13 protein-coding genes are annotated in these 25799 nt (G+C 71.5%); 7 read left to right on the top strand and 6 right to left on the bottom strand.

Features of this window, described 5'->3' with window-relative positions; translation table 11 throughout:
• Window positions 1-62 precede the first annotated feature (62 nt).
• Window positions 63-1313 (bottom strand): enterobactin transporter EntS, encoded by a 1251-nt coding sequence (gene entS / locus ABD327_RS10040; protein ID WP_344449985.1) that lies wholly within the window; start codon window positions 1311-1313, stop codon window positions 63-65.
• A 75-nt stretch (window positions 1314-1388) separates the two neighbouring features.
• Between entS and panD the strand changes: the two genes are divergently transcribed.
• Window positions 1389-1796 (top strand): aspartate 1-decarboxylase, encoded by a 408-nt coding sequence (panD, locus tag ABD327_RS10035; protein ID WP_344449984.1) that lies wholly within the window; start codon window positions 1389-1391, stop codon window positions 1794-1796.
• A gap of 12 nt (window positions 1797-1808) precedes the next feature.
• Window positions 1809-3380: a (2,3-dihydroxybenzoyl)adenylate synthase gene (locus ABD327_RS10030; RefSeq protein WP_344450119.1), complete on the top strand. Its 1572-nt coding sequence runs from the start codon at window positions 1809-1811 to the stop codon at window positions 3378-3380.
• Between the two features lie 65 nt (window positions 3381-3445).
• On the opposite strand, the gene ABD327_RS10025 is transcribed toward ABD327_RS10030, so the two are convergent.
• Window positions 3446-4738, bottom strand: coding sequence for a salicylate synthase (locus ABD327_RS10025; RefSeq protein WP_344449983.1), 1293 nt, complete (start codon window positions 4736-4738; stop codon window positions 3446-3448).
• Between the two features lie 128 nt (window positions 4739-4866).
• On the opposite strand from ABD327_RS10025, the gene ABD327_RS10020 reads away from it, so the two are divergent.
• The 4 genes from ABD327_RS10020 to ABD327_RS10005 all read left to right on the top strand — a co-directional run bounded on the left by ABD327_RS10020 (window position 4867) and on the right by ABD327_RS10005 (window position 19378).
• Window positions 4867-16836, top strand: coding sequence for an amino acid adenylation domain-containing protein (locus ABD327_RS10020; RefSeq protein ID WP_344449982.1), 11970 nt, complete (start codon window positions 4867-4869; stop codon window positions 16834-16836).
• 54 nt (window positions 16837-16890) lie between these two features.
• Window positions 16891-17907 (top strand): iron-siderophore ABC transporter substrate-binding protein, encoded by a 1017-nt coding sequence (locus tag ABD327_RS10015; RefSeq protein WP_344449981.1) that lies wholly within the window; start codon window positions 16891-16893, stop codon window positions 17905-17907.
• 68 nt (window positions 17908-17975) lie between these two features.
• Entirely contained in the window at window positions 17976-18176 is a 201-nt protein-coding gene (locus ABD327_RS10010) for an MbtH family protein (RefSeq protein ID WP_344449980.1), read from the top strand.
• A 383-nt stretch (window positions 18177-18559) separates the two neighbouring features.
• Window positions 18560-19378: a UbiA family prenyltransferase gene (locus ABD327_RS10005; protein ID WP_344449979.1), complete on the top strand. Its 819-nt coding sequence runs from the start codon at window positions 18560-18562 to the stop codon at window positions 19376-19378.
• Between the two features lie 25 nt (window positions 19379-19403).
• Here the strand turns inward: ABD327_RS10005 and ABD327_RS10000 are convergent, their stop codons facing one another.
• The 3 genes from ABD327_RS10000 to ABD327_RS09990 form a co-directional block, all read right to left on the bottom strand.
• Entirely contained in the window at window positions 19404-20363 is a 960-nt protein-coding gene (locus tag ABD327_RS10000; RefSeq protein WP_344449978.1) for an alpha/beta hydrolase, read from the bottom strand.
• A 237-nt stretch (window positions 20364-20600) separates the two neighbouring features.
• Window positions 20601-21698, bottom strand: a complete 1098-nt coding sequence (locus ABD327_RS09995) for an FUSC family protein (RefSeq protein WP_344449977.1) — start codon at window positions 21696-21698, stop codon at window positions 20601-20603.
• A 39-nt stretch (window positions 21699-21737) separates the two neighbouring features.
• Window positions 21738-23348, bottom strand: coding sequence for a dolichyl-phosphate-mannose--protein mannosyltransferase (locus ABD327_RS09990; RefSeq protein WP_344449976.1), 1611 nt, complete (start codon window positions 23346-23348; stop codon window positions 21738-21740).
• 69 nt (window positions 23349-23417) lie between these two features.
• Here ABD327_RS09990 and rsmI point away from each other — a divergent pair, with 69 nt between their 5' ends.
• Window positions 23418-24266: a 16S rRNA (cytidine(1402)-2'-O)-methyltransferase gene (gene rsmI / locus ABD327_RS09985; protein WP_344449975.1), complete on the top strand. Its 849-nt coding sequence runs from the start codon at window positions 23418-23420 to the stop codon at window positions 24264-24266.
• Window positions 24267-24327: 61 nt separating this feature from the next.
• Here the strand turns inward: rsmI and ABD327_RS09980 are convergent, their stop codons facing one another.
• The gene (locus ABD327_RS09980) at window positions 24328-25692 is read right to left on the bottom strand and encodes a hypothetical protein (RefSeq protein WP_344449974.1); all 1365 of its coding nucleotides are present in this window, start codon (window positions 25690-25692) and stop codon (window positions 24328-24330) included.
• Window positions 25693-25799: the final 107 nt, after the last annotated feature.

Below are 25799 nucleotides of genomic sequence, written 5' to 3'. Positions count from 1 at the left end.
CCGGGGCCCGGCTTTCCCGGGTCCCGGCCGTCGCGTGTTCCAGGACCGCTTTCGCGCTCGTATCAGTCGGCGGTCTTGAGGTCCTCCGGCTCTTCGGAGCGGGAGGGGAGCGTGGCGGCGCGGAGCCCCGGGAGCGTGAAGGCGAGGATCGCGGCCAGGACGGCGCCGATGACGCCGTAGAGGACGATGGCCGTGCCGGGGGCCAGGTACCGGCCGAGGAAGCCCGCCGCGAGGGAGCCGACGGCCTCGCCGCCGGTCTCCTGCGCCGACCACAGGGCGTTGACGCGGCCCAGGTGGCTGCCGGGCGTGTGGGTCTGCAGGAGGCCGTAGCGCAGGATCTCCTCGATGGACGTGGCGAAGCCGTAGCCGAAGAGGACGGCCACCGCGAGCGCGGGGTGGCGGGTCAGGCCCAGGACGGCCAGGACGGCCAGGCCCGCGACCGAGGCCAGCAGCAGGGCGCGTCCGGGGGCCTTCAGGTCGGTCGCCCAGCCGCTGGTGACGGACGCCAGGACGGCGCCGCAGGCCGGGGCGGCGTACAGGAGCCCGAGGGTGGTGGGGCCGCCGTCCAGTTCGATCTCGGTGAAGGCCGGCAGCAGGACGGGGACGCCGCCGGCGATCATGAACAGGGTGCCGAGCAGCATCAGGCTGCCGACGACCCGGTGGGTGGCCACGAAGCGGAAGCCCTGGAACAGCGCCTTGACGGGGTTGCCCTCGGGCTCGTCGTCGGGGGTCAGCGGGGGCAGTCCGACGAGCAGGCCGAGAGTGGCCAGGGTGGCGAGGGCGGCGGCCGCGTAGTTCCAGCCGACGCCGAAGGCCGCGATCGTGACGCCGCCCAGCGCGGGGGAGGCCATGGACCCCAGCCGGACGGTGAGGGCGTTCAGCGCTCCCGCGGCGACCATCTTGTCGGGGGTGGTGAGGGCGGGGGTGGCCGCGAGCAGGGCCGTCACCGAGACCCCGGTGGCCAGCCCGTCCCAGGCGCCCAGGAAGTAGATGGCGAAGAGGGACGGGTCGGGCAGGAAGGCGTTCAGGGCCAGCAGGGCGAAGCCCAGGCCGGCGACCGTGCGGGCGATGAGCATGAGGCGGCGGCGGTCATGCCGGTCGGCCAGGACCCCGCCCCACAGGAAGCCGAAGAACAGGGCGAAGCCCTCGGCGGCCGCCACCCCGCCGACGTGCGCGGTGGAGCGGGTCATCTCGTAGACCTGCACCGGCAGCGCGACGGCGAGCATCCCGATGCCGAAGACGGAGACGGTTCTGGCGATGAACACGTTGCGGAACGGCTTGCTGTCGCGCAACGGGCTGAGGTCCATCAGCATCGGGGGGTTCTCCTCGGAAAGGGAAGTAAGTAAGGTAAGGCTATCCTTAGTCGATCACGGAGGAAGAGGGAAGCCGTGCGGCGCACGTTCATGAACGGAAAGATCCACCGGGCCACCGTGACCCAGGCGGATCTGCACTACGTAGGCTCCATCACGATCGACGCCGAGCTGATGGCCGCCTCGGACATCGCGGAGGGCGAGCAGGTCCACGTCGTCGACATCGACAACGGGGCCAGGCTCGTCACCTACGCCATCACCGGGGAGGCGGGCAGCGGGGTCATCGGGATCAACGGCGCGGCCGCGCACCTGGTGAAGCCCGGCGACCTGGTCATCATCATGTCCTACGCCGAACTGGAGGAGGCCGAGCGGGCATCCCACCGGCCGAGGGTGGTGCACGTGGACGACGGCAACCGCATCGTCGCACTCGGCTCCGACCCGGCGGAACCCGTACCCGGCGCGACCGCCCAGCTCGCCGGACGGTGACGGATGAGTTCGATGGAAGGGTTCGTCGGCTGGCCCGCGGAGTTCGAAGAGCGGTACATCGCCGAGGGCTACTGGAAGGACGGGCTGCTCGGCGACGTCCTGAACGGGGTGGACCCGGACCGTGAGGCCCTCGTCTGCGGAGAAGAACGCCTCACGTACGGGGAGCTGGACAGGCGCGCGGAGCGCACGGCCGCCGGCCTGCTGCGGCTGGGGCTGAAGAAGGGCGACCACGTCGTCGTCCAGCTGCCCAACAGCCCGTCGTTCGTCATCGGACTGCTCGCGATGATGCGCATCGGCGTACTCCCGGTGCTGGCGCTGCCCGCGCACCGGGAGAGCGAGATCGGCTACCTGTGCGAGCTGGCCGGAGCCCGCGCGTACTTCATCCCCGACGTCCACGGCGGCCACGACCACCGGGAACTCGCGCGGAAGACGTCCGTGGAGTTCGTCATCGTCGACGGGGAGGCTCAGGAGTTCGTCTCGTTCGCGGACCTGGACGCCGATCCGGTCCCGTACGAGAAGCCGTCTCCGTCGGACGTGGCGCTGTTCCTCCTCTCCGGCGGTACGACGGGCCTGCCCAAGCTCATCGGACGCACGCACCGCGACTATGTCTACAACTACGAGGCCAGCGCCGAGGTCTGCGGGTTCGGCCCGGACACCGGTTATCTGGTCGTCCTTCCGGCCGCGCACAACTTCGCGCTGGCCTGCCCGGGCATCCTCGGAGCCCTGAGCCGGGGCGGCAAGGTCGTGCTGGCGCCTTCCGGGGCGCCTGACGCGGCCTTCCCGCTCATCGAGGCCGAACGCGTCACGGTGTGCGCGGTCGTCCCGCCGATCGCGCTGCTGTGGCTCGACGCCGTCAGCTGGTCGGACGAGGACCTGTCGTCTCTGGAGGTGCTGCAGGTGGGCGGTGCGAAGTTCGCCGCCGAACGCGCCGTACAGGTCCCCGGCGTGCTGGGCTGCCGGGTCCAGCAGGTGTTCGGCATGGCGGAGGGACTGCTGAACTACACCCGTCTGGACGACCCGGACGAGCTCGTGGCCGTCTCCCAGGGGCGTCCCCTGTCGCCCGCCGACGAGATCCGGGTGGTGGACGCCGAAGGCGAGGACGTCCCGTCGGGGGAGGTCGGCGAACTCCTGACCCGCGGCCCGTACACCTTGCGCGGCTACTACCGTGCACCCGCCCACAACGCCCGCTCCTTCACCGACGACGGCTTCTACCGGACGGGCGACCTGGTGCGGCGGCTCGCGTCCGGACACCTCATCGTGGAGGGCAGGGAGAAGGACCAGATCAACCGGGGCGGCGACAAGGTGGCCGCCGAGGAGCTGGAGAACCACCTGCTGGCCCACCCGGCCGTTCACGACGCCGCGGCCGTGGGCGTGCCCGACCCGGTCATGGGCGAGCGGACCTGCGCGTTCCTCATCGTCCGTGAAGGCGACACCCCGCCGACTCTGCGGGAACTCAAGGAGTTCCTCAAGAGCCGGGGGGTGGCCGCCTACAAGTTCCCCGACCGGATCGAGACGATCGACGTGTTCCCGCGCACGCCGGTCGGCAAGGTCAGCAAGAAGCAACTGGCCGCCCTCCTCACCTGAGACGTGTCCAGACGTACAGACGCATGGACGAAGACGCCCCCGGGTCGTTCCCGGGGGCGTCCTCGTTACTGGCCTACGACGTGCGGTGCGATGCAGGAGAGCTTCTCGCACGTCTCCTCGTACTCGCGTTCCGGCGTGGAGCCCGAGACGACGCCCGCGCCCGCGCGCAGCCAGGACTGCCCGTTCTGGCTGTAGAGGGCGCGCAGGACGAGTGCCGCGTCGAGCGAACCGTCGTCGGAGACGGTCAGGACGGCGCCCGCGTAGAGGCCGCGGGGCTCCTCCATGCGGGCGATCGCGTCCATCGCCTCGCGCTTGGGGATTCCCGACGCCGTCACGCCGGGGAACAGCGCGCGCAGCGCGTCCCAGGAGGTGCGTCCCGCGGCGAGCCTGCCCGTGACACGGGAGGCGAGGTGCTGGACGCTGCCTCGCTCCTTGATGTTCATGAAGTCCGTGACGTGGACGGTGCCCGGCTCGCAGACCCCGTACAGCTCCTCCTGCGAGGTCCGGACGGAGACGGCGTGCTCGAAGATCTCCTTGGGGTCGTTCTGCAGTTCGCGGCGGTGGGCGGAGTCGGTGTCGGAGCCCAGGCCGAACGCGCGGGTGCCCGCCAGGGGCTGGGTGGTGACGACGCCGTTCTCGTCGACGGCGGCCACGACCTCGGGGCTGAAGCCGGTGGACCGGAAGCCGTCGACGTCGAGCAGGAACGAGCGGGCCGGGGTGTTGGCGGCGCGCCCGGCCAGGTAGGTGCCGATGACGTCCACGGGGAAGGGGACGGGCAGGCGCCGGGAGACGATGACCTTCTGGTATTCGCCGGCCTCGATCTCGGCGACGGCGCGGGCGACGTTCTCGCGATAGGCCTCGCCGCCCGTGCGCACGTCGATGGGGGACGGCACGGGGGCCTCCGGCGGGAGGTTCTCCGAGAGCAGCTTGGCCACGGCGTTCAACTCGTCCGGTTCCTCGCCGGTGAGGTAGGCGATGCCCTCTTCGATGCGCACTTCGGTGCGCGGGACGATGAGATGCGCAAGGCGGCCGGTGTAGGGGGTTCCGGCGAACTCGAAGGCGATCCACCCGTAGGCCGTCCAGCCGGAGCCGGGGACTTCGGCGAGCGCGTCACCGAGCGCGCGGGCCGGATCACCGGACCAGGACGTGGCCGATTCCGGCCGTTCGGCCCAGCGGAGACGGACCGTCTCCGCGTCGAGCGTCACCTCGCCGAGGGCGCCGCCCGCGAACCGCCAGGAGCCCGGACGTTCATAAGCCACATAGTCCGTGAACAAGCCCGAGCGGGCCAGACGGGCGACGAGCTGGACCGGATCCGCCGTGACGGGGACGGCGATCTGCGTGCTGACACCGATGGACAACTGACCCACTCCTCTGCCGATCAACTTAGGTAAGGCTAACCTTGCAGAGTTTTCGTAGGCAAGGCTAACCTAACCAATGGGTGGGCGATCTTCGTCCGCATGGTGTTCCTCCAACGGAAGAGTTGAGCGTGCAGGGACAGACGGCCGCGCTTCGGCGCGAACTGATGCGACGGATGATGGCCGAAGCCGGACTCGGCGCCGAGACCGACCGGATCACGCCGAGGACCGCGGAGGGGCCCGCCCCGCTGTCCTACGCGCAGCAGAGCATGTGGCTGCACCACCAGGCGTTCCCCGACAGCCCCGCCTACAACGTCTGCCTCCTCGTCCGCATGAGCGGCGACCTGGACGTCGACGCCCTGCGCGCGGCCCTGCGGGGCCTGCTGCGCCGGCACGCCGTCCTGCGGACCGTCTACGAGGACGGACCGGTGCAGCGCGTCATCCCCGATGACCCGGCTGACACGGCCGACACGCTGGAACTGCCCGTGCACGCGTGCGACGACGCCGAAGCGCGCGCCTCCGAACTCGCCGCCTCGCCTTTCGACCTGCGCAAGGAACGGCCGATCCGGCTGGAACTCCTCCGCCTCGGCGAAGCGGAGTACGCGCTCGTGCTCGTCGTCCACCACATCGCCTGGGACGGCATGACGTGGGGTTCGCTCTCCCGCGACCTGTCGGTCCTCTACCGGGCCGAGATCGACGGCGAGCCCGACGCGCTGCCGCCGCTGAAGGCGCAGTACGCCGACTTCGCCGACTGGGAGCAGAAGCGCGAACTCGACGCCGAGGACCTCGCCTTCTGGCGGAGCCGCCTCGACCCGCCGCCCGCCCCCCTGGAACTGCCCGCCGACGCCCCGCGCGGCGCGACCGTCTCCGAGCGCGGCGGACGCCGTGCGCGCCGGTTCGGCGACGACGTGACGGCCGGAATGCGCGACCTGGCGGCCCGCGAGAACGTCACCCCGTACATGGTGATGCTCGCCGCCTACAAGGTGCTGCTCCACCGCTACACGGGAGCGACGGACATCCCCGTCGGCTCGGCCGTCATGAACCGCGAGCACACCGAGATCGAGCGGCTGGTCGGCAACTTCGGCAACACCCTGGTGCTGCGCAGCGACCTCTCCGGCGAGCCCACCTTCCGCGAGGTGCTGCACCGGGTCCGCGAGGTGTGCACCGAGGGCTTCGCCCACCAGGCGATGCCCTACGACAAGATCATCAAGGAGCTGCGCCCCGCCCGCCGGAGCGGCAGGTCCCCGTACTTCGACACGATGCTGCTGTTCCTCGCCCAGGAGATCGGCGAGCTCGACCTGCCCGGAGTGAAGACGAGCTGGGCGCACATCCACAACGGGACGACGCACTTCGACCTGTCCCTGGAGGCGTTCGTCAGGCCGTCCGGGACGGTCGTGGAGGCCACCTTCCGGCGCGAACTGTTCACCGACGAGCGCATGGACGCGCTGCTCGCGCACCTGGAGACCCTGCTGCGCGCCGCGACCGCCGACCCGTCACGCGCGATCCGCGACCTTCCGCTGCTGGACGAGGCCGAACTCTCCCTCCTGGAGAGTTGGAACGCCACCGACCGGCAGGTCCCGGCCGAGACCATCACGGATCTCTTCGAAGCCCAGGTGCGGCGTACCCCCGACGCCGTGGCCGTCGAATCATCGGACGGCACCCTCACCTACGCCGAGCTGGACGCCCGAGTCACGGCCCTGGCCGCCCGTCTGGGCACCGGGCGCGGCGACGTGGTGGCCCTGGCGCTTCCGCGTACCCCGACCCTGGTGGTCGCCCTCCTCGCGGTCCTCAAGACGGGAGCCGCCTACCTGCCCCTGGACCTCGCCCACCCCGCGGACCGGCTCGCCTACATGCTCCAGGACGCCGCTCCCAAGTGCGTGATAGCCGACCCCGCCACCGCGGAACTCGTCCCCGAAGGCCACCCCGTGGTGCTCGCGGACGGCACCGGCCCCGAACACTTCGAGCGCCCCGAGGTCCGGGGCGGCGACCTCGCTTACGTGATCTACACCTCGGGCTCGACCGGACGGCCCAAGGGCGTCGCCATCCCGCACACCGCGCTGACGAACTTCCTGTGCACGATGCGGGACCGGCTGGCGCTCGGAGCGGACGACCGCCTCGTCGCGGTGACCACGATCGCCTTCGACATCGCGGTGCTGGAGCTGTACGTGCCGCTGATCAGCGGAGCGACCGTCGTGCTGGCCGACCGCGGCACTGTACGAGACCCCGAACGGCTCGCCGGCCTGCTGCGCGGGGCGACGATCGTCCAGGGCACCCCCTCGCTGCTGGGCACCCTGGACCCCGAGGCGTTCCGCGGCCTGCGCGTCCTGGTGGGCGGCGAGGCCCTGCCCCGCGCCCTCGCCGACGCACTCGCCGCCACCGCCGACGAGGCCGTCAACGTCTACGGTCCGACGGAGGCGACCGTCTGGGCGACTCTCACCGAGCTCCCGTCCGACGGAATCGGCCGCCCCTTCTGGAACACCCGCGCCCACGTCCTGGACGCCGCGCTGCGGCCGGCGCCCGTCGGGGTCCCGGGAGAGCTGTACCTGGCGGGCGACCAGCTCGCCCGCGGCTACGTCGGCCGGCCCGACCTGACCGCCGAACGCTTCGTCGCCGACCCGTACGGCCCGCCCGGCACGCGCATGTACCGGACGGGCGACCTGGCCCGGTGGAACCGCGACGGCTCCCTGGAGTACCTGGGCCGCACAGACGACCAGGTGAAGATCCGCGGCTTCCGCATCGAGCCCGACGAGATCCAGGCCGTGCTGAACGCGGCCCCCGGGGTGGCGCAGGCGGCCGTGGTCGTCCGGGAGGACGTCCCGGGGGACAAGAGGCTCGTCGGCTACGTCACGGCCTCCGGCGACCCCGCCCTGCTCGACCTGGACGAGGTGCGCGCGGCCCTGTCCGACCGCCTCCCCGAGTACATGGTCCCCGCCGCCCTGGTGCGGCTGGACGCGCTGCCCCGGACGGTCAACGGCAAGCTCGACCGCGCCGCGCTCCCCGCCCCCGAGGTCGAGGTCGGGGGACGCGCTCCCCGCGACGAGCGGGAGGCCGCCCTGTGCGCGGTCTTCGCCGAGGTCCTCGGGCTGGAGGAGGTCGGCATCGACGACGACTTCTTCGCCCTCGGAGGCCACTCCCTGCTCGCCACCCGCCTGGCGGGCCGCGTCCGCGCCGCGATGGACGCCGAACTCACCATCGCCGACGTCTTCGAGGCCCCGACCGTGGCGATGCTGGCGCCCCGGCTGGTGGAAGGAGCCCGGGAACGGGTCCGCGACGCGGTCCGCCCCGAGACGGTCCCCGCCTCGCACGCCCAGCGCGGCATCTGGCTGGAGGAGGCGCTGCGCGAGCCGTCGGCCGCCTACACGCTGCCCCTGGGCCTGCGCCTCACCGGCGAGTTCGACCCCGCGGTCCTGCACCGCGCGCTGAAGGACGTCGTGGCCCGCCACGAGGCGCTGCGCACGCTCCTCGTCGCCGACGCCGACGGGCTGCCCGTCCAGCGGATCCTGGACTCGAACGAAGTCGCCTTCGACGTCTTCGACGCCCGCGACTGGACGCCGGAGCGGCTGCACGCCGACCAGGCCCTCGCGGCCTCCCACGTCTTCGACCTCGGCAGGGAACTCCCCATCCGCGCGGCGGTGTGGCGCACCGGCGACACCGAGTGGGTGCTCGTCCTCGTGCAGCACCACTCCGCGGCCGATGAATGGTCGTTCACTCCGCTGCTCGCCGACCTCTCCACGGCGTACGTCTCCCGGTCGGAGGGCGAGGAGCCGGACTGGGCCCCGCTGCCCGTCCAGTACGCCGACTACGCCGCCTGGCAGGCGGGGCGCGACGTCGACGCGCAGCTCTCCCACTGGGAGGAGGCGCTGGCCGGCCTGCCCGCGGAGAGCACCCTTCCGCTCGACCGGCCCCGTCCGGCCGAGGCGGGCCACCGGGGAGGGCTGCTGCCGTTCCGGATGCCGGCCGCCGGGATACGCGAGCTGGCGAGGGAGACCGGCACCAGCGTCTTCATGGTCCTGCACGCCGCCGTCGCGGCCGCCCTGCGCGCCGCCGGGGCGGGAGAGGACCTCGCGCTCGGCTCGCCCATCGCGGGCCGCGCCGACGAGGACCTCACCGACTTGGTCGGGGTCTTCGTCAACCTGCTGGTGCTGCGCACCGACCTGTCGGGCGACCCGGCCTTCCGGGACCTGCTCGAACGGGTCCGCCGCACCGACCTGGCCGCTTTCTCCCACTCCGAGGTGCCCTTCGAGCGGGTGGTGGAGCGCCTGGCCCCCGAACGCTCCCTGGCCCGCAGCCCGCTGTTCCAGGTGATGATCGTGCACCAGCGGCTGGACGACGTGCGGCTGCGGCTGCCCGGCGTCGCCGCCGCGCCGTTCCTGCCCGAGACCGGCGGGGTCAAGTTCGACCTCGACCTGTACTTCGGTGAGGGCGAGGACGAGATCGAGGGCTTCGCGGCCTACTCCACCGACCTCTACGACCGCGAGACGATCGAGGGTCTGCTCGCCGACCTGAGCGGACTGCTCGCCAGGGCGGCCTCCGAACCCGGTCTGCCACTGTCCTCGCTGCTGCCGTCCGCGTCGGAGCGGGCTCCGGCCGCGCAGGCCTACACCGGCCCCCTGGCGGCCGAGCTGATCGAGGCACAGGTCCGGCGCACCTCGGACGCCACGGCCCTCGTCTTCGGCGACGAGTCGCTCACCTACGCCGAGCTGGACGAGCGGGCGGAGCGGCTTGCCGGCCGCCTCGCCGCGGCCGGAGCGGGCCCAGAGCAGGTCGTCGGTATCGCCCTTCCCCGCTCGGCGGACTTCGCGGTCGCGCTGTTCGCCGTGCTCAAGACGGGCGCCGCCTACCTGCCGATCGACGTGACGTACCCGCAGGCCCGGGTGGACCTCATGCTGGAGGCGGCCGAACCGCTGCTCGTCCTGGGGCGCGACGAGCCCCCGGCCGAGACGGCCTCCCTCGACCGCGGCGGCGTCAGGCCCGGACACCCCGCCTACGTGATCTTCACTTCGGGTTCCACCGGAGCCCCCAAAGCCGTCGCCGGGACCCAGCGAGCCCTGGCCAACCGCCTCGCCTGGGGCATCGGCCTGGTCGATCCGGGCGTCCGCGCGGCCAAGAGCTCCCCGTCGTTCATCGACGGCACCACCGAGCTCCTCGGCGGCCTCGTCTGCGGCGACACCGTGGTGATCGCCGACGATGCCACCGCCACCGACCCCATCGCGCTCGCCGAGTTCCTCGACCGCCACCGCGTCACGACGGTGACGGTCGTCCCCAGCCTGCTCAACGCCCTCCTGGAAGCGGGCCCCCCGTCCTCGGTGACCACCTGGATCAGCAGCGGCGAACCCCTCCCCGAGGCGCTCGCCGGCCGCGTGCCGGGACGGCTCATCGACCTGTACGGCTGCTCCGAGGCGGCGGGCGACAGCCTTGTCCGCGAGGTGTCGGCGGGGACCGGCCTGCTTCCGATCGACGGCACCACCGCCTACGTGCTCGACGGCTCCCTGCGCGAAGCCGTCATGGGAGAGCTCTACCTGGCCGGAGAGGGCCTCGCCCGCGGCTACCTGGGCGACCCCGTCCGCACCGCCGAACGCTTCGTCGCCGACCCGTTCGGCCCGCCCGGCTCCCGCCTCTACCGCACCGGCGACCGCGTGCGCCGCCGCCGTGACGGCAGCCTGGAGTTCCTCGGCCGCGCCGACTCCCAGCTCAAGATCCGCGGCTTCCGCATCGAGCCCGGCGAGGTGGAGACGGTCCTGGCCGCGCAGGAAGGCGTCCGGCGCGGCGCCGTGGCCGAACGCTCCGGACGGCTGGTCGGCTACATCGTCGGCGACGCCGCCTCCGTTGATGTCGAGACCCTGCGTGGCCGCCTGGCGGAACTGCTGCCCGACTACCTCGTCCCGTCCCACCTCGTCCGGCTCGACGAACTGCCGCTCAACCCGAACGGCAAACTCGACCGGAAGGCGCTTCCCGAGCCCGACTCCGAAGCCGGAAGGGCACCGCGCACGGAACGGGAGAAGACCGTGGCCGCGCTCTTCGCCGGACTGCTCGGCAAGGACGGCGACGAGATCAGCGCGGAGGCGGACTTCTTCCGCTCCGGCGGCGACAGCATCAGCGCCGCCCTCCTGGTCGCGCGCGCCCGCAAGGCGGGACTGACGGTCACCTTCCGCGACGTGTTCAAGCTGCGTACCGTCGAGGCGCTGGCCCGCCACAGCACCGCCTTCGACGCCACCGCTTCCGCCCAGGTCGAGGAGGACGCCGGCGAACTGCCGCTCTCCCCGCTGCAGGAAGGCCTCCTGTTCCACCTGATGATGGCCGGAGAAGGACGTGACATCTACGTCCAGCAGGCCGTCGTCAAGCTGGAAGGCCCGGTGGACGAAGTCCGCCTCGCCCGCGCCGCCCGCGGCGTGATGGAGAAGTTCCCCAACCTGACGGCCGGGTTCCGTACCGACGGGCTGCGGACCGTGCAGTTCATCCCCGAGGACTTCAACCTCGACTGGACCTACGTTGAGCTTTCTGGCGCCGACCTGGACGCGTTCGTCGAGGAGCAGAGGGCACGGCCGTTCACACCCGGCGAGCCGCCGCTGATCCGGTTCGCACTGGCCCGCGTGGGCGAGGACGACCACCGGCTCGTCCTGACCTCCGAGCTGATCCTGCTCGACGGGTGGTCCGGCGGCCTGCTGGTCACCTCGCTGCTGGAGTCCTACACCGACGCGGAGGCCGAGGCCCGGCGGCCCGTCACGCCGTTCCGCGCCTACCTGGACTGGGTGACGGCCCAGGACCGGGAGTCGGCGGTCAAGGCGTGGGCGCGCAGCCTGGACGGCCTCGAAGAGCCGACCCTCCTGCGTCCCGACCTCCTCGACCGGCCCGCTGACCTCGCCACCGCGCGGGAGCGGCACCTGAGCCTGCCCCCGGACCTCGCGGCCGCACTCGAACGGGCCTCCCGGGAGACCGGCAACACCCTGAGCACCCTCTACGAGACCGCCTGGGGCCTCCTGCTCATGGGCCTCACCGGACGTGACGACGTGGTGTTCGGCGCGTCCGTGTCCGGGCGCCACCCCGACATCGACGGCGTCGAATCCATCGTCGGACTGCTGTTCAACACCATCCCGGTACGGGTCTCGGCGGCACCCGCAGAGCCGGTCGGAGCCGTGATGGACCGGGTTCAGGCCACCCAGGCCGAACTGTTCGACCACTCCTACGTCGCCCTGGCCGACGTCCAGCGTGCCACCGGGCTCGGCACGCTGTTCGACACGCTGTTCGTGTTCCAGAACTTCCCCGGAATGCCCACAGACCGTGGATTCGGCCCGGACGGCGACCTTCGGGTCGTCGACCGCGAGGTGCGCGACGCCACGCACTACCCCGTCACCATGGTGGTGAACCCCGGCGGGAACCTGCGGGTCATGTACCGCACGGACGCGTTCACCGACGCGGAGGCCGAGCGCCTCACCGAGCGGTACGTCCGGCTCCTCCGGACGCTGGCCGCCGACCCGCGGACGGGCTGCGCGGACCTGCCCCTGCTCCTCCCGGGGGAAGAAGAGCGCATCCGCCAGGACTGGGCAGAGGCCGAGAAGCCCGTCCCCGAACTGACCATCGCGGAACTCCTGGCCGACCGCGCCGCGCGCATCCCCGGCGAGACGGCCCTCGTCTCCCAGCCGGACGTGTGCTTCACGTACGCCGAACTGAACGCCGAGGTCAACAAGCTCGCACGGCTCCTGCTGAAGTACGGCGCGGGCCCGGAGAAGGTCGTCGCGCTCGCGCTGCCACGCTCGGCGGAGATGGTCGTCGCCCTGTTCGCGGTGCTGCGTACCGGCGCCGCCTACCTGCCTCTGGAGCTGGACTACCCGGCCGAACGCCTGGACTACATTATCCAGGACGCCGCGCCCACGTGCCTGGTCTCCCACCGGGGTATCGCAGCCGGGCTCACCTACGACACCGGCACAGTGACCCCGATCCTGCTGGACGACCCGGAGGTCGGCGCGGAACTGGCCGCCCAGCCCTCCGGCGACCTCGGGGACGAGGAACTGCCAGGCTTCGCCCCCGGCACTCCCGGACGGCTCGAACACCCCGCGTACGTCATCTACACGTCCGGCTCCACCGGGCGTCCCAAGGGCGTGGTCACCCCCTACAGGGGCCTGACGAACATGCAGTTCAACCACCGGGCCAACATCTTCGACCCGGTGGTGGCCGAGGCCGGACGACGCCTGCGCATCGCGCACACGGTCTCCTTCTCCTTCGACATGTCGTGGGAGGAGCTCCTGTGGCTCATCGAAGGCCACGAGGTGCACGTCTGCGACGAGGACCTGCGGCGCGACGCGGAAGCCCTCACGGCCTACCTGCGCGAACACCGCGTCGACGTCATCAACGTCACGCCCACCTACGCCCAGCAGCTCCTCGAGGAAGGACTGCTGGAGGGCGGGCACCGGCCGCCGCTCGTCCTCCTCGGAGGCGAGGCGGTGCCGACCTCCGTCTGGGACCAGCTGGCCGAGGCCGAAGGGGTGCTCGGCTACAACCTGTACGGGCCGACCGAGTACACCATCAACACCCTCGGCGGCGGCACCACCGACAGCGCCACCCCGACCGTCGGCCGGCCGATCTGGAACACCCGCGCCTACGTGCTGGACGGCTGGCTGCGGCCCGTACCGCCCGGCGTCCCCGGTGAGCTCTACATCGCCGGAGCGGGCCTGGCGCGCGGCTACCTGGGCCGCCCGGACCTGACGGCCGAGAGGTTCGTCGCCGACCCCTACACGGCGGGCGGGCGGATGTACCGGACCGGCGACCTGGTGCGGGTCCGGGAGGACGGCATCATCGACTTCCTCGGCCGCACCGACGACCAGGTGAAGATCCGCGGCTACCGGGTGGAGCTGTCGGAGATCGAGACCGCGCTCGCCGCCGAGCCGGGCGTCGGCCAGGCCGCCGTCATCGCGGTGGACAGCGACGTGCCCGGAGTGAAGCGGCTCGTCGGCTACGTCGTCCCCGACGCCCAGCCGGAGGCCGAAGAGGCCCAGATCGCCGAATGGCAGCAGGTGTACGACGAGGAGTACACCGAGATCGGCACGGCCGTCCACGTCGAGGACTTCGCCGGCTGGGACAGCAGCTACGACGGTGCGCCGATCCCCCTGGAGGAGATGCGCGAGTGGCGTGAGACGACGGTCGAGCGCATCAAGGAGCTGGCTCCGCGCGACCTTCTGGAGATCGGCGTCGGCAGCGGCCTGCTGCTGTCGCGCCTGGCGCCCGTGTGCGAGACGTACCGGGGCACCGACTTGTCCGGCCCCGTCATCGCCAAGCTGCGCGAGGATCTGGGCTCGGGAACGAACGTCACACTGAGCCGCCAGCCCGCCCACGACTTCACCGGCCTGGAGGAGAGCCGCTTCGACACCATCGTCATCAACTCGGTGGTGCAGTACTTCCCGAGCGCCGAGTACCTGGCCGAGGTCATCACCAAGGCCTTCGACCTTCTCCTCCCGGGCGGAGCGCTGTTCATCGGCGACGTCCGCGACCTCAGGACGGCCCGCGCGTTCCACGCCGCCATCCAGCTGCTGCGGGGGAGCGGAGACCTGGCGGCCGTCGACCGCGCCCTGCGCATGGAGAAGGAACTCCTCCTGGAGCCCGCCTTCTTCACCGCCCTCGGCCTGCCCGCGGACGTCGAGATCCGCACCAAGCGCGGCGCCCACCACAACGAACTGACCCGTCACCGCTACGACGTCACCTTCCGGAAGACCGAGGCGTCCCCCGAAGCACGCGTGGTCCCCTGGAGCGGTCTGGACGGTCTGGACGGTCTCGTGGACGAACTGCGGGAACTGCCCGTGCGCGTCCAGGGCGTCCCCGATCCGCGCCTGTCCGGTGAACTCGCCGCCCTGGGGGCGCTGGAGAACGGCGCGAGCGTGGAAGAGGCCCGCGCCCTGCTGGACGGCGCACCCGAAGGCATCGAGCCGGAGACGTTCTACGCTCTCGATCCGGACGTCGTCATCACCCGCTCCGCCGAGCCCGGCCACTACGACGCCGTCTTCGGAGGGGCGGCGGCCCGGCCGCAGGCGGAAGCGGGACGCAAGCCCGCCTCGTACGCCAACAACCCCGCCGCCGCACGCGGCAGAGGAGCACTCGCGTCGAAGGTCAGGGACGCGCTCAAGCAGATCCTGCCCTCCTACATGGTGCCCAGCGCGATCATGACGCTGGACGCGCTGCCGCTGACCGTCAACGGCAAGCTGGACCGCCGCGCCCTGCCGCTGCCCGACGGTCAGGCCGCCGGAGGCACCGGACGCGAGCCGCGCACACCCGTCGAAGGGCTGCTGTGCGCGCTGTTCGCCGAGGCTCTGGACGTCTCCAGGGTCGGTATCGACGACAGCTTCTTCGACCTGGGCGGCCACTCCCTGCTCGCCACGCGCCTGGTGGGCCGCGCCCGTACGGTGCTGCGTACCGAGCTGGCCATCCGGGACCTGTTCGAGGCTCCGACGGTCGCCGAACTCGCCCAGCGCATCCATGACCGCGCGGGTGAAGAGGTACGTCCCCCGCTCACCGTGCGCGAACGTCCCGAACGCATCCCGCTGTCGTTCGCCCAGCGCCGCCTGTGGATGCTCGACCAGCTGCTGCGGGAGGACGACGGTCCTCGCGAGGCGTACCACCTTCCGCTCGCCGTCCGGCTGCGCGGTCCGCTGGACACCACCGCGCTGGAAGCGGCGATCGGTGACGTCGTGGCCCGTCATGAGAGCCTGCGCACCGTCTTCGCCGAGCACGAAGGCACCCCCTACCAGCGCATCCTCGCGCCGGAGCAGGCCAGGCCCGAGCTGGAGATCGCGACCTGCGCCCCGGAGGAGGTCATCGCACGCCCCTTCGACCTCTCCAGGCAGATCCCGCTGCGCGTGGCCGTCTTCCCCGAAGGAGAGAACGAGCACCTGCTGCTGGCGGTCTTCCACCACATCGTGTTCGACGAGTGGTCGTTCGGGCCGTTCGCCCGCGATGTGGCGCAGTCCTACAACGCCCGTACGGCGGGGGACGCGCCCGCCTGGGAGCCCGAGCCCGTCCAGTACGCCGACTACACGCTCTGGCAGCGCGACCTGCTCGGCGACCCGCTCGACCCCGGCAGCAGGCACGCCCGCCAGCTCGCCTACTGGGCGGCCGCGCTGTCCGGCCTGCCGGAGGAGATCCCTCTCCCGGTCGACCGGCCACGGCCCGCCACGGTCGGCCAGCGGGGCGGCACCGCCGTCCGGGAGGTCCCGCGCCCGCTGACCGAGGCGGTGCGCGCCCGCGCCCGTGAGGCCCGCGCCAGCATGTTCATGGTCTGCCAGAGCGCGGTGGCCGCGCTGCTGCACGCGATGGGCGGCGGCGAGGACATCCCGCTGGGCAGCCCGGTCGCGGGCCGCACCGACGACGCGGCCGGCTCCACGATCGGGTTCTTCGTCAACACGCTGGTGCTGCGCGCCGACCTGTCGGGCGACCCGACCCTGGAGGAGCTGCTGGCCCGGATCCGGGACACCGACCTGGCCGGGCTGGCCCACCAGGACCTGCCGTTCGAGGCGGTCGTGGAGGCGCTGAAGCCGCGCCGCGTGCCGGGCCGCAACCCGCTGTTCCAGGTGATGGTGGGCTACGAGGCCCAGGACCCCGGCGAGGTCGTCTTCTCCGGGCTGGAGCAGCGGCCCGCGCTGTTCGGCCCGGCCGCCGCCAAGTTCGACCTGGACTTCATCTTCCGCGAGGAGGGGGAGGACCTGCGGCTGATCGTCGACTACTCGGCCGACCTGTTCGACGCCTCCACCGTGGAGCGGATGATCGACGCGCTGCTGGCCGTCTTCGAGGCGGGCCCGGGGACGCCGGTGAGCGGCCTGCCCGCCTCGCTCACCGCCCGGACGGTCACCGCCGCCGCGGCGCCGGGCGGCGCGGGCGCGGCCTCGCCGGACCGCGAGGCCGCGCTGTGCCGGATCTTCGCCGAGGAACTCGGGGTGGACGCGGTGGGCCCGCACGACGACTTCTTCGACCTGGGCGGCCACTCGCTGCTGGCGATGCGGCTGGTCCGCCGGATCCGCAGGGAGCCGGGCTGCGCCGGGCTGAAGATCGCCACGCTGATGGCCGCCCCGACCGTCGCGGGGATCCTCGGCGTCCTCGGGACTTCCCAGGAGACCCACTGATTGCTAAGTTAGGCAAGCCTTACCTAATACGCCCCCCAGGAAGGACCCATATTCATGCGCAGCACGATGCGCCGGCTGGGTGCCGTGGCCGCACTGGCCCTCGGCCTCAGCCTCACCGCCGCCTGCGGCGGGGAGAGCGACGAGCCGTCGAAGGACGCCCCCGCGAACGCGGCCGGCGCCTTCCCCGTCACCATCGAGCACAAGCTCGGCACCGCGACGATCGAGTCCGAGCCCAAGCGCATCGTCGCCCTCGGCGAGGCCGACCAGGACGCCCTGCTCGCCCTGGGCGTGCAGCCCGTCGGCATGGCCGAGCTGACCGGCGTCCAGGACGACGGCCTCGCCCCCTGGACCGCCTCGAAGATCACCGGTGAGAAGCCCAAGCTGCTCAAGGCCGGCGAGGCCGGGTTCTCCATCGAGGAGATCGCCGCGCTGCAGCCCGACCTGATCCTGGCCGGCGGCGACTACTACATCGACCAGGAGTACGAGAAGCTCTCCAAGCTCGCCCCGACCGTCGCCTACACGACCGGCCCGGCCGAGGACTCCTGGCAGGCCGTCACCGCGCAGGCCGCCAAGGCCGTGGGCCGCGAGGCCGACGGGGGCAAGCTGATCGGCGAGGTCGAGAACAAGATCGAGGCGGTGGTGACGAGCCACCCTGAGCTCAAGGACAAGGGCTTCGCCTTCACCAGCGTCTTCCCGTCGGGGAACATCGGGGTCATGAAGTCCGAGACCGACACCAGCGTGAAGCTGCTCAGCCGGTTCGGCCTGGTGCTGCCCGACGAGATCAAGAAGCTGCCCGGCGAGGGCTTCGCCGCCGAGCTGAGCATCGAGAAGGCCGGTGTCCTGGACACCGACATCCTCATCAGCCACTACAACGACGACCCCGCGACCCAGAAGAAGATCGAGAGCAGCGGCGTGTTCTCGAACCTGAAGGTCGTGAAGCGCGGCTCCTACGTCGCGATCGACCTCAAGGCCTTCTGGCCGCTGCGCACCCCCACCGCGCTGGCCGTCCCCTACGTCGTCGACGAAGTGGTCCCGCAGATCGCCGAGGCGGCGAAGAAGGCGGCCTCCTGACCGTCGCGCCCGTCGCGCCCGTCGCGGCCGGTACCGGCCGCGGCGGCCCTTCTCCCAGGGAGACCCCCATGAGCACCAACCCCTTCGACGATTCCGAAGCCTCCTTCCTCGTCCTGGTCAACGGCGAGGAGCAGCACTCGCTGTGGCCCTCCTTCGCCCCGGTCCCCGAGGGCTGGACGAGCGTGCACGGGCCCGCCGACCGGGCCTCCTGCCTGGACCACGTCCGGACGCACTGGAACGACCTCGCCCCTCTCGGCGTCCGCGCCTGACCTCCCGCTCCACGGACCGCACCGCCCCGAAAGGCGGTGCTTCTGTGTTTTCGGGCGTCCGGCTTGGCAGGGAAGGCCGGGACGGATCCATCAATTGGATCGGATGTCAAAAGACACACCGTCATCGGACGAAGGCAAAACCGGTACGGAGTGAGCTGTACCACTTAACTCCGCTCAGTTTTGGCGATGTTAATTGCTGCGGATCGATCAATCTTCTGAGTGCCCGGACCGGTAATCTCAGCCCGCACAATTTCCCTGTGTAACCCCCCTCATTCGCGAGGTAACTGATGGTGACGGACGCCCCCCAGGTTCTCGGCAGGACCCGGCAACTGATCCTGGATTTGTGGGAGATTTCGCGCCCCGGTCTGTTCCTTGTCTCACTGGTGCCCTTCTACCTGGGATATCTGCTCGCCAGCGGCGAACTGATCGGCCCCGCCACCGGCCTGCTCGGGCTGGTCATCTGGGGGCCCCTGGTGTGGCTGGCGGTCCTGGCCATCAACGACGCCTACGACCTGGAAGGGGACCTGCTCAACCCGAGGAAGGACACCCCGCTGACCAGCGGCCGGATCTCCGAGGGCGGAGCGAAGGCCGCCGCCTACGGATCCGCCGCGCTGGCCCTGGCGCTGTCCTTCGCGGTCCGGCCGGAAATGGCGCTGGCCACCCTCGGTTTCCTGGTGTGCGGATGGGTCTACAGCGTTCCGCCGATGAAATGGAAGAACCGCCCCGGCCTGGACGTGCTGAGCAACTGCACCGCGCTGGGCGTGTTCCCGGTGCTGGGCGGCTGGGCGGCGGTCAAGCCGTTCGACGGGCTCCCCTGGCTGGTCATCGCCGTGGTGCTCCTGGTGGAGATCGCGTTCTACACCCCGACGATGATCCCCGACATCGAGAGCGACCGGGCCAGCGGCTACACCACCATGGCGGTGCGCATCGGAGCCGAGCGCACCTACCTGGTGGGGATGGTCTGCTGGACCGGGTTCTGGCTGCTGACCGTCGGGATGGCCGCCGTCGGCGAGGTGTTCCCGCAGTGGATGGTCTGGCCCTGGGCCGTCTTCGCGCCGGTGTTCCTCTGGCTGTACCACGACGGGCTCAGCAAGGCCCGCGAGCCCAAGGACGTGGGCAGGGGCATGATCCGGGTCGGCAAGCTGTTCCTGCTGCCCTGCCTGCTCTTCGCCCTCGGCTACACCGAGATCATCTCCTTCTGAGCCCTCGCGGCGGGGACCTCCTCGCTCAGAGCCTCCGGGCGTCGATCCGGCTCATCAGCTTCGGCCAGAGGCGCTTGGAGATCCGCCGCCACGCCGGCCAGTTGTGCCGGCCGTCGCCGTAGAGGTTCGCGGTGTAGGGGATGCCCAGGTCGTCCAGGCGTCCGCGGAACTCGCGGTTGGTCTGGCCGACGGTGCGCTCCCCGAAGAGGCCGACGTCGACCGGCCCCACGTCCGGGTCGCCGGGCCCCGGACGTCCGGTGGTGCCCGCGGAGAAGAAGATCCCCGTGCCGCGCAGCCGGGGCGCGAGCACGTACGGGTCGTGCGCGCGCCAGTTGGCGGCGTCGATGCCGGGAAGGCCGTAGATGGCCGTGGGGTCCTGCTTGTTCGCCGCGTTGGTGACCATGGCCAGCGCGGGCATGCCCGGGGCGGTGAGGTGCAGGATTCCGCTGAGCGAGGCGACGTGGCGGAACAGCCCCCGGTGCCGGGCCGCGTAGCCGACCGAGCCCATGCCGCCGGCCGAGACCCCGATCGCCGCGCGCTTCCGCCCCCCGCGGTAGTTGCGCTCGACGAGTTGGACGACATCAGAAGTGTGGAACGTCTCCCAACGGGGCCTGCCGCCCCGGCCGTAGTTGTACCAGTCGGTGTAGCTGCCGTTTCCGCCTTCCGGCATGACGACTATCGCGTCATATTTTCGGGACCATTTCTCGATGTCGGTGTTGCGGGTCCAGGAAGTGTAATCGTCCTGCCCGCCGTGAAATGCATAAAGGACGGGCCAGGTTCTCCTGGCATTCTTCTTCCACTTCTTGGGGAGCAGGATCCGGATCTTCACGGTTCCGTTGAGGTTCGGTGTCCGAACGGTGATGTCGCGCATGTAACGGCTGATCCGCTGCTCCCGGACCACCTTCGCACCGCTGTCCGCCGGGGCCTTCGCGGCCGCTCTGACCGGGACGTCTCCCAGCAGGGGGAGGGCAAGGACCACCCCCATCAGTCCGAAAGTCGCCCACGGGTTATGTTTTCTGCTCATTCCACCCACCGTTCATCCTCCTCCTCGTGGGACAAGAGTGTGGGTGGTGAAATTTGTTATGTATAGACATGAGATGAGTGATAACAAGCGTTCCGCCGGTGAGGTGCGAAAGATCAGCACTGGAATCGCCAACGGGCGTCCGTTGCCCGTGTAGGGGCGGACCGAAAGTGGAGCCGTGAATGGGTGAATAGTCCGGTTTCAGCGGTGCGGGGCGGATTCCGGAGGACCCGGGCGGACACCCAGCTGGGCCGGGGCCAGGCCGTCGAGGAGGCGGTCCAGATGGGCGAGGAGCTCGCCGTGGAGGGGCCAGTGGCCCGGGTCGTCGCGGAGGAGGGAGCCCAGGGCCTCGCGATGGCTCCGGCCCTCGACGAGGAGTTCGTGGGTGGCCATGCCGTACTTCAGGCGGGACTTCGGGCCGGGGGCGGTGGCCGTCGCCGCGAACAGGCGGACCGCGTTCGACAGGCGGCGGAGCGTGAGCGCGAGCTGGGTCCGCACATCCGTCGCCCACATCTCGGAGCCGAGGCCGGTGCGGTCGTGCAGGTGCAGCCACGTGCGGTCGGCCATGCAGAAGGCCAGGCCCCGCAGCCGGATGGCGGAGTGCTCCAGCGAGCTGATCGCGATGCGCAGGTTCTGGGAGGGCCCGCCGCCGGACCGGGTCCTCGGGTTCAGCCGGGTGCTCTCCTCCGCCTCGGTGAGCCTGATCTCGGCCTCCTCGGCCCGGTCCGACAGCCGCCTGCTGCGGCCCAGCCAGGTGGTGGCGTGCACGTTGCCCGGTTCGAGGTGCAGGTCGTCGGCGAGGGATTCGAGCAGCTCGGCGGTGTGGGACGCCAGGTCCAGCAGCCCCTGCTCGGCGGACTCCACCCGGACCGGCGCGGTCAGCAGCACCCCGACCAGCCCGACCAGCGCGCCGATGATCGTCTCCACCACCCGGTCGGCGGCGCCCTCCTGGGTCTGGGTGCCCAGCTGCAGGATGAGCATCGCGCTGATCGGCACCTCGAGCACGTGGTCGCCGAGCTTGAACAATCGGCCCAGCAGCAGCGCGATGCCGATGACGAGGCCCAGGCTCCACCAGCTGAAGCCGATGGGGCCCGCCACCACCACCGCGACGATCACGCCGGTGCTGACGCTGAGGATGCGCTGGAGGGAGTGCCGGAGCGTCTGGTAGAGCGAGACCTGGACGATCAGCAGGGCGGTCAGCGGCGCCAGCAGCGGAGCCCGCACCGTCAGCACCAGATCGGCCACGAGGTAGGCGGCGACCGCGGTCACCACCAGCCTGACGGCGGTCCCCCAGCTCACCCTTTCCTTGATAGGCGATCCGCGGCGCGCGCGCCAGGCTCAGGAACCGGAACTGGAGGGCTCTTGGCTCCAGTTTGGATCTCCTAAGATCCAGGACTCCAGCCACATCCGGGAGTGCCACTCGCCGTGGGGGATGTTCTGGGCGCTCAGCACCGGATACAGGTACCAGAAGTTCAGCAGCACCAGCAGCACGAACCCGCCCGCGATCAGCGAGCCGACGACCCGCCGGGAGCGCGGGACGACCCGCTCGGGCCCGATGATCAGCCCCAGCACCAGGACGACCGCCAGCACCATGAACGGGGCCAGCGGCAGCGCGTAGAACATGAACATGGTCCGGCCGCCGAACGCCGAGGGGAACCAGGCCAGCCACCCCGCCACGTAGGCGGCGATGACCGTCCCGGCCCGCCAGTCGCGGTAGGCCAGCCACAGGAAGACGACGACGATCAGGGCCGCGAGGGCCGCCCACCACAGGGCCGGGGTGCCGATGCCGAGGATCTCGCGGGCGCACTTGTCGGCGCCGCACCCCGTCACCTTGTCGTCGTAGAAGTACGCCACGGGACGGCGCAGGATCGGCCAGTCCCACGGCCGGGACTGGTAGGGGTGCTTGGACGTCAGGCTGTTGTGGAAGTCCAGGATCTCCCGGTGGTAGCGCACCAGGTCGGGCAGTCCTTCGAACGGGCGCAGCCACACGCTCTTCGAGGGGGTGCCCCGGCCCCAGCCGCCGCTGGTGAACAGCCAGCCCGACCAGGTGGCCACGTAGGTGACGACCGGCAGGACGCCCAGGCTCAGCACCGTGGCGGTCCCGTCCTTGGCCAGCGCGCCCCCCACCGGGAACTGCACCCGGGCCGCGCGGCGGGCGCCCGCGTCCCACAGGACGACCAGCAGGAGGAAGACGGCCAGGAAGGGCGCGGCCGACCACTTGGTGCCGCAGGCCAGGCCGAAACAGATCCCGGCCGCGATCCGCCACGGGTGCGCCACCCACGGGCCGAGGGAGAACGCGCGGTCGGGATCGGCTTCGATCTTGGCGGCGAGGGAGCGCCGGGACCGGTCGCGGTCGGCCACCAGGCAGGCGAAGCCGGCCAGGATCCAGAACATCAGGAAGATGTCGAGCAGGGCGGTCCGGCTGGAGACCAGGTGCAGGCCGTCCAGGGCCAGCAGGAGGCCCGCCGTGCAGCCCAGCAGGGTGCTGCCGGTCATCCGCCGGGCCACCCGGCACAGGACGAGCACCGAGAGGGTGCCGACGAGCGCGGCCGTGAACCGCCAGCCGAACGGGGTGACGTTGAACAGCTGCTCGCCGATCGCGATCATCCACTTGCCCGCCGGGGGGTGGGCGATGAAGGAGCCGCCCCCTTCCCAGATCTGGTCGGCCTTGCCCTCCAGGAACAGCTTGTCCGCCAGTTCCTCGGGCTCGCGCACCCAGGAGTGCTCGTACCCGAACCTCAGCAGCGCGTAGGCGTCCTTGGCGTAGTACGTCTCGTCGAAGACGACCGCGCGGGGGATCCCGAGCCGGTCGAAGCGCAGGAAGGCGGCGAAGGCGGTGACGAGCAGCGGCCCGAGCCAGCCCCACAACGCGCTGCCCGGCACCCTGGGAGCCATCTTCTCGCGCAGGGTCGGAGGCGCCGGTGCCGTTTCTCTTTCGATGACAGCCACCCGGCCATCGTAGGGGGATCGGATGCGCGGAATGGGGGCCCCTGTGGACGGGAGGGGGAGAATGGACGGATGAGCACAGGCACCCTCATTCTCGCCGCCGCCCCCATCGGGCGGGCGGACGACGCCTCGCCCCGGCTGCGGGCCGCCCTCGCCGAGGCCCCGGTCATCGCGGCCGAGGACACCCGGCGACTGCGCAGGCTCGCCGCCGACCTGGGGGTGGCGCCGGCGGGCAGGATCGTCTCCTACTACGACCAGAACGAGCGGAGCCGCGCGGTCGAGCTGCTCGGCGACCTGCGCGACGGCAGGGACGTCCTGGTCGTCACGGACGCCGGGATGCCCGGGGTGTCCGATCCCGGTTACCGGCTGGTCGTCGAGGCCGTCGCCGCGGACGTCCCGGTCACGGTCCTGCCGGGCCCGTCGGCGGTGACCACCGCCCTGGTCCTGTCCGGCCTGCCCACGGACCGCTTCTGCTTCGAGGGCTTCCTGCCCCGCAAGGCCGGGGAGCGGGCGGCCAGGCTCGCCGAGCTGGCGGAGGAGCCGCGCACCATGGTCTTCTTCGAGGCCCCCCACCGCCTGACGGCCTCCCTGGAGGCGCTCGCCGCCGCGTTCGGCCCGGCCCGCCGCGCCGCGGTCTGCCGCGAGCTCACCAAGACCTACGAGGAGGTCCGCCGCGCCCCCCTGCCGGAGCTGGCCGCCTGGTCGGCGGACGGCGTCCGGGGCGAGATCACCCTGGTCGTGGAGGGCGCCCCGCCCCGCGAGACCCTCTCGGACCCGGCCGACCTGGCCGAGGCGGTCCTCACCCGCGAACGCGTGGGGCTCTCCCGCAAGGAGGCCATCGCGGAGATCGCCAAGGAGAACAAGGTCCCCAAGAAGATCGTCTACGACGCGGTGCTGAAGGCCGTCCACCGAACCTCGTGAATCTCGGCCTTCCGCGGAGCGCATGGGGCCGCCTGGATCTTCGGCGCGCCCCGGAGCGGCGCTAGGGCGGAGGTTTCCGCGGCGAGATGATCAGCGGGGGGAGCGTCGCGCGGGGGCGGGCGAACGCGTACGCGGCGGCGAGGGCGATGATCGGCGTCGCGGTCAGGGCGTAGCGGTGGTCGAAGTCGACGGTCAGCGGGGGGACGGCCAGGAGAGCGACTCCGGCCGCCCACGGCAGGAGGGCCGAAGGCTCCGCGCGGCGGCGGTACCAGGCGCAGGCGGGCAGGAGCAGGGCCACCGCGAGCACGGGGCCGCGCACCGTGACGGCGTCCTGGTAGGAGCGGATGATCGCGGCGTAGGGCTCGACGACTCTCGTGCCGCTGCTCGCCGGCGTGCCCGGGTCGTAGGCCGTGAGGACGGACGCCGGGGTGCCGCCTCCCAGGACCGGCCAGGTCGGAAGGTCCTCGGCCCGTTCCGGGAAGAGGTATTTGCGGGCCGTCACGGGGGTCGGGTGGTCGTCGCGTTCCCAGCGGAACGTCCGGACGAAGAAGTCGTAGGCGACCGTCCCGGCGTAGTCGAGAGGCTGTTCCAGGATCGCCTGCATCGCGAAGCGCTGGGCGTCCTTGTTGATCTGCGGGTCGAAGGCCTCGCCGTAGTTCCAGCCGATGGGGGACTCGCGGGCCCACACCTGGGAGGAGGAGGCCTTGCGGTCCCGGGGATCGCCTTCCGGGCACAGGTGGCGGAGCTCCTCGGAGATGTTCTCGCACCGGACGAAGGCCGCCGTCCGGCCCCAGAGGAAGACGCCGTCCGTGGCGGTGATCCCGTAGCGGCCGTTCTCCGAGTGGAACCAGCCCGCGTAGCCGACCAGGGGGAGCAGGCCCGTCACCGCGACCAGGCCCACCGCCCTCCAGCGCCGCCGCAGGAGCAGCCAGAGCAGGGCGAGCAGCAGCAGCGGCAGGCCGATCGTCCTGGTCGTCGTGGCGGCGGACAGGAGGAGCCCGGCCGCGGCGAGGCGGGCCGGGTGGTTCCCTGGCCACAGGAGGGCGGTCAGGGCGGCGACGACCAGGAACAGGAACAGCGTGTCGGAGAGGACCAGGCTCTCCAGCTCGATGACGCCTCCGTCGAGCAGGACGGGGGCGGCGGCGAGCGCGGCCCCCCACGGGGGCAGGCCGCGCCGGGTCAGCAGGAGGTAGATCAGCAGGCCGGTGGCGAGCCCGAGCAGGTGCTGGACCGCCACGACCAGTTCGAAGCTGTGGAAAGGGCGCAGCAGCCACAGGAAGAGCCCGTATCCGGCGGGGCGGACGGGGTGGGGGAAGGGCCCCAGTGCGATCTGCACGTAGTCGTAGCTGTCGTTGAACCAGAGGGCGGGCCGGTACCCGAGCGCGGAGACGACCCGCAGCAGCGCCCCGGCTGTGAGAACCGCCACGAAGGCCCGGTGCCGCCGCAGGCGGGGACCGGAACGGGCGGTGGGGGGAGGGGGGCCCGAGCCCTTCTCCCCGGCCGCCGGGAGGGCTCGTCGTATCCTGGTCATCT

The sequence above is a fragment of the Actinocorallia aurantiaca genome (assembly GCF_039533685.1).
In the GTDB taxonomy this organism is placed as follows: Bacteria; Actinomycetota; Actinomycetes; order Streptosporangiales; family Streptosporangiaceae; genus Actinocorallia; species Actinocorallia aurantiaca.
This window is presented reverse-complemented; position numbering and strand designations above follow the sequence as displayed.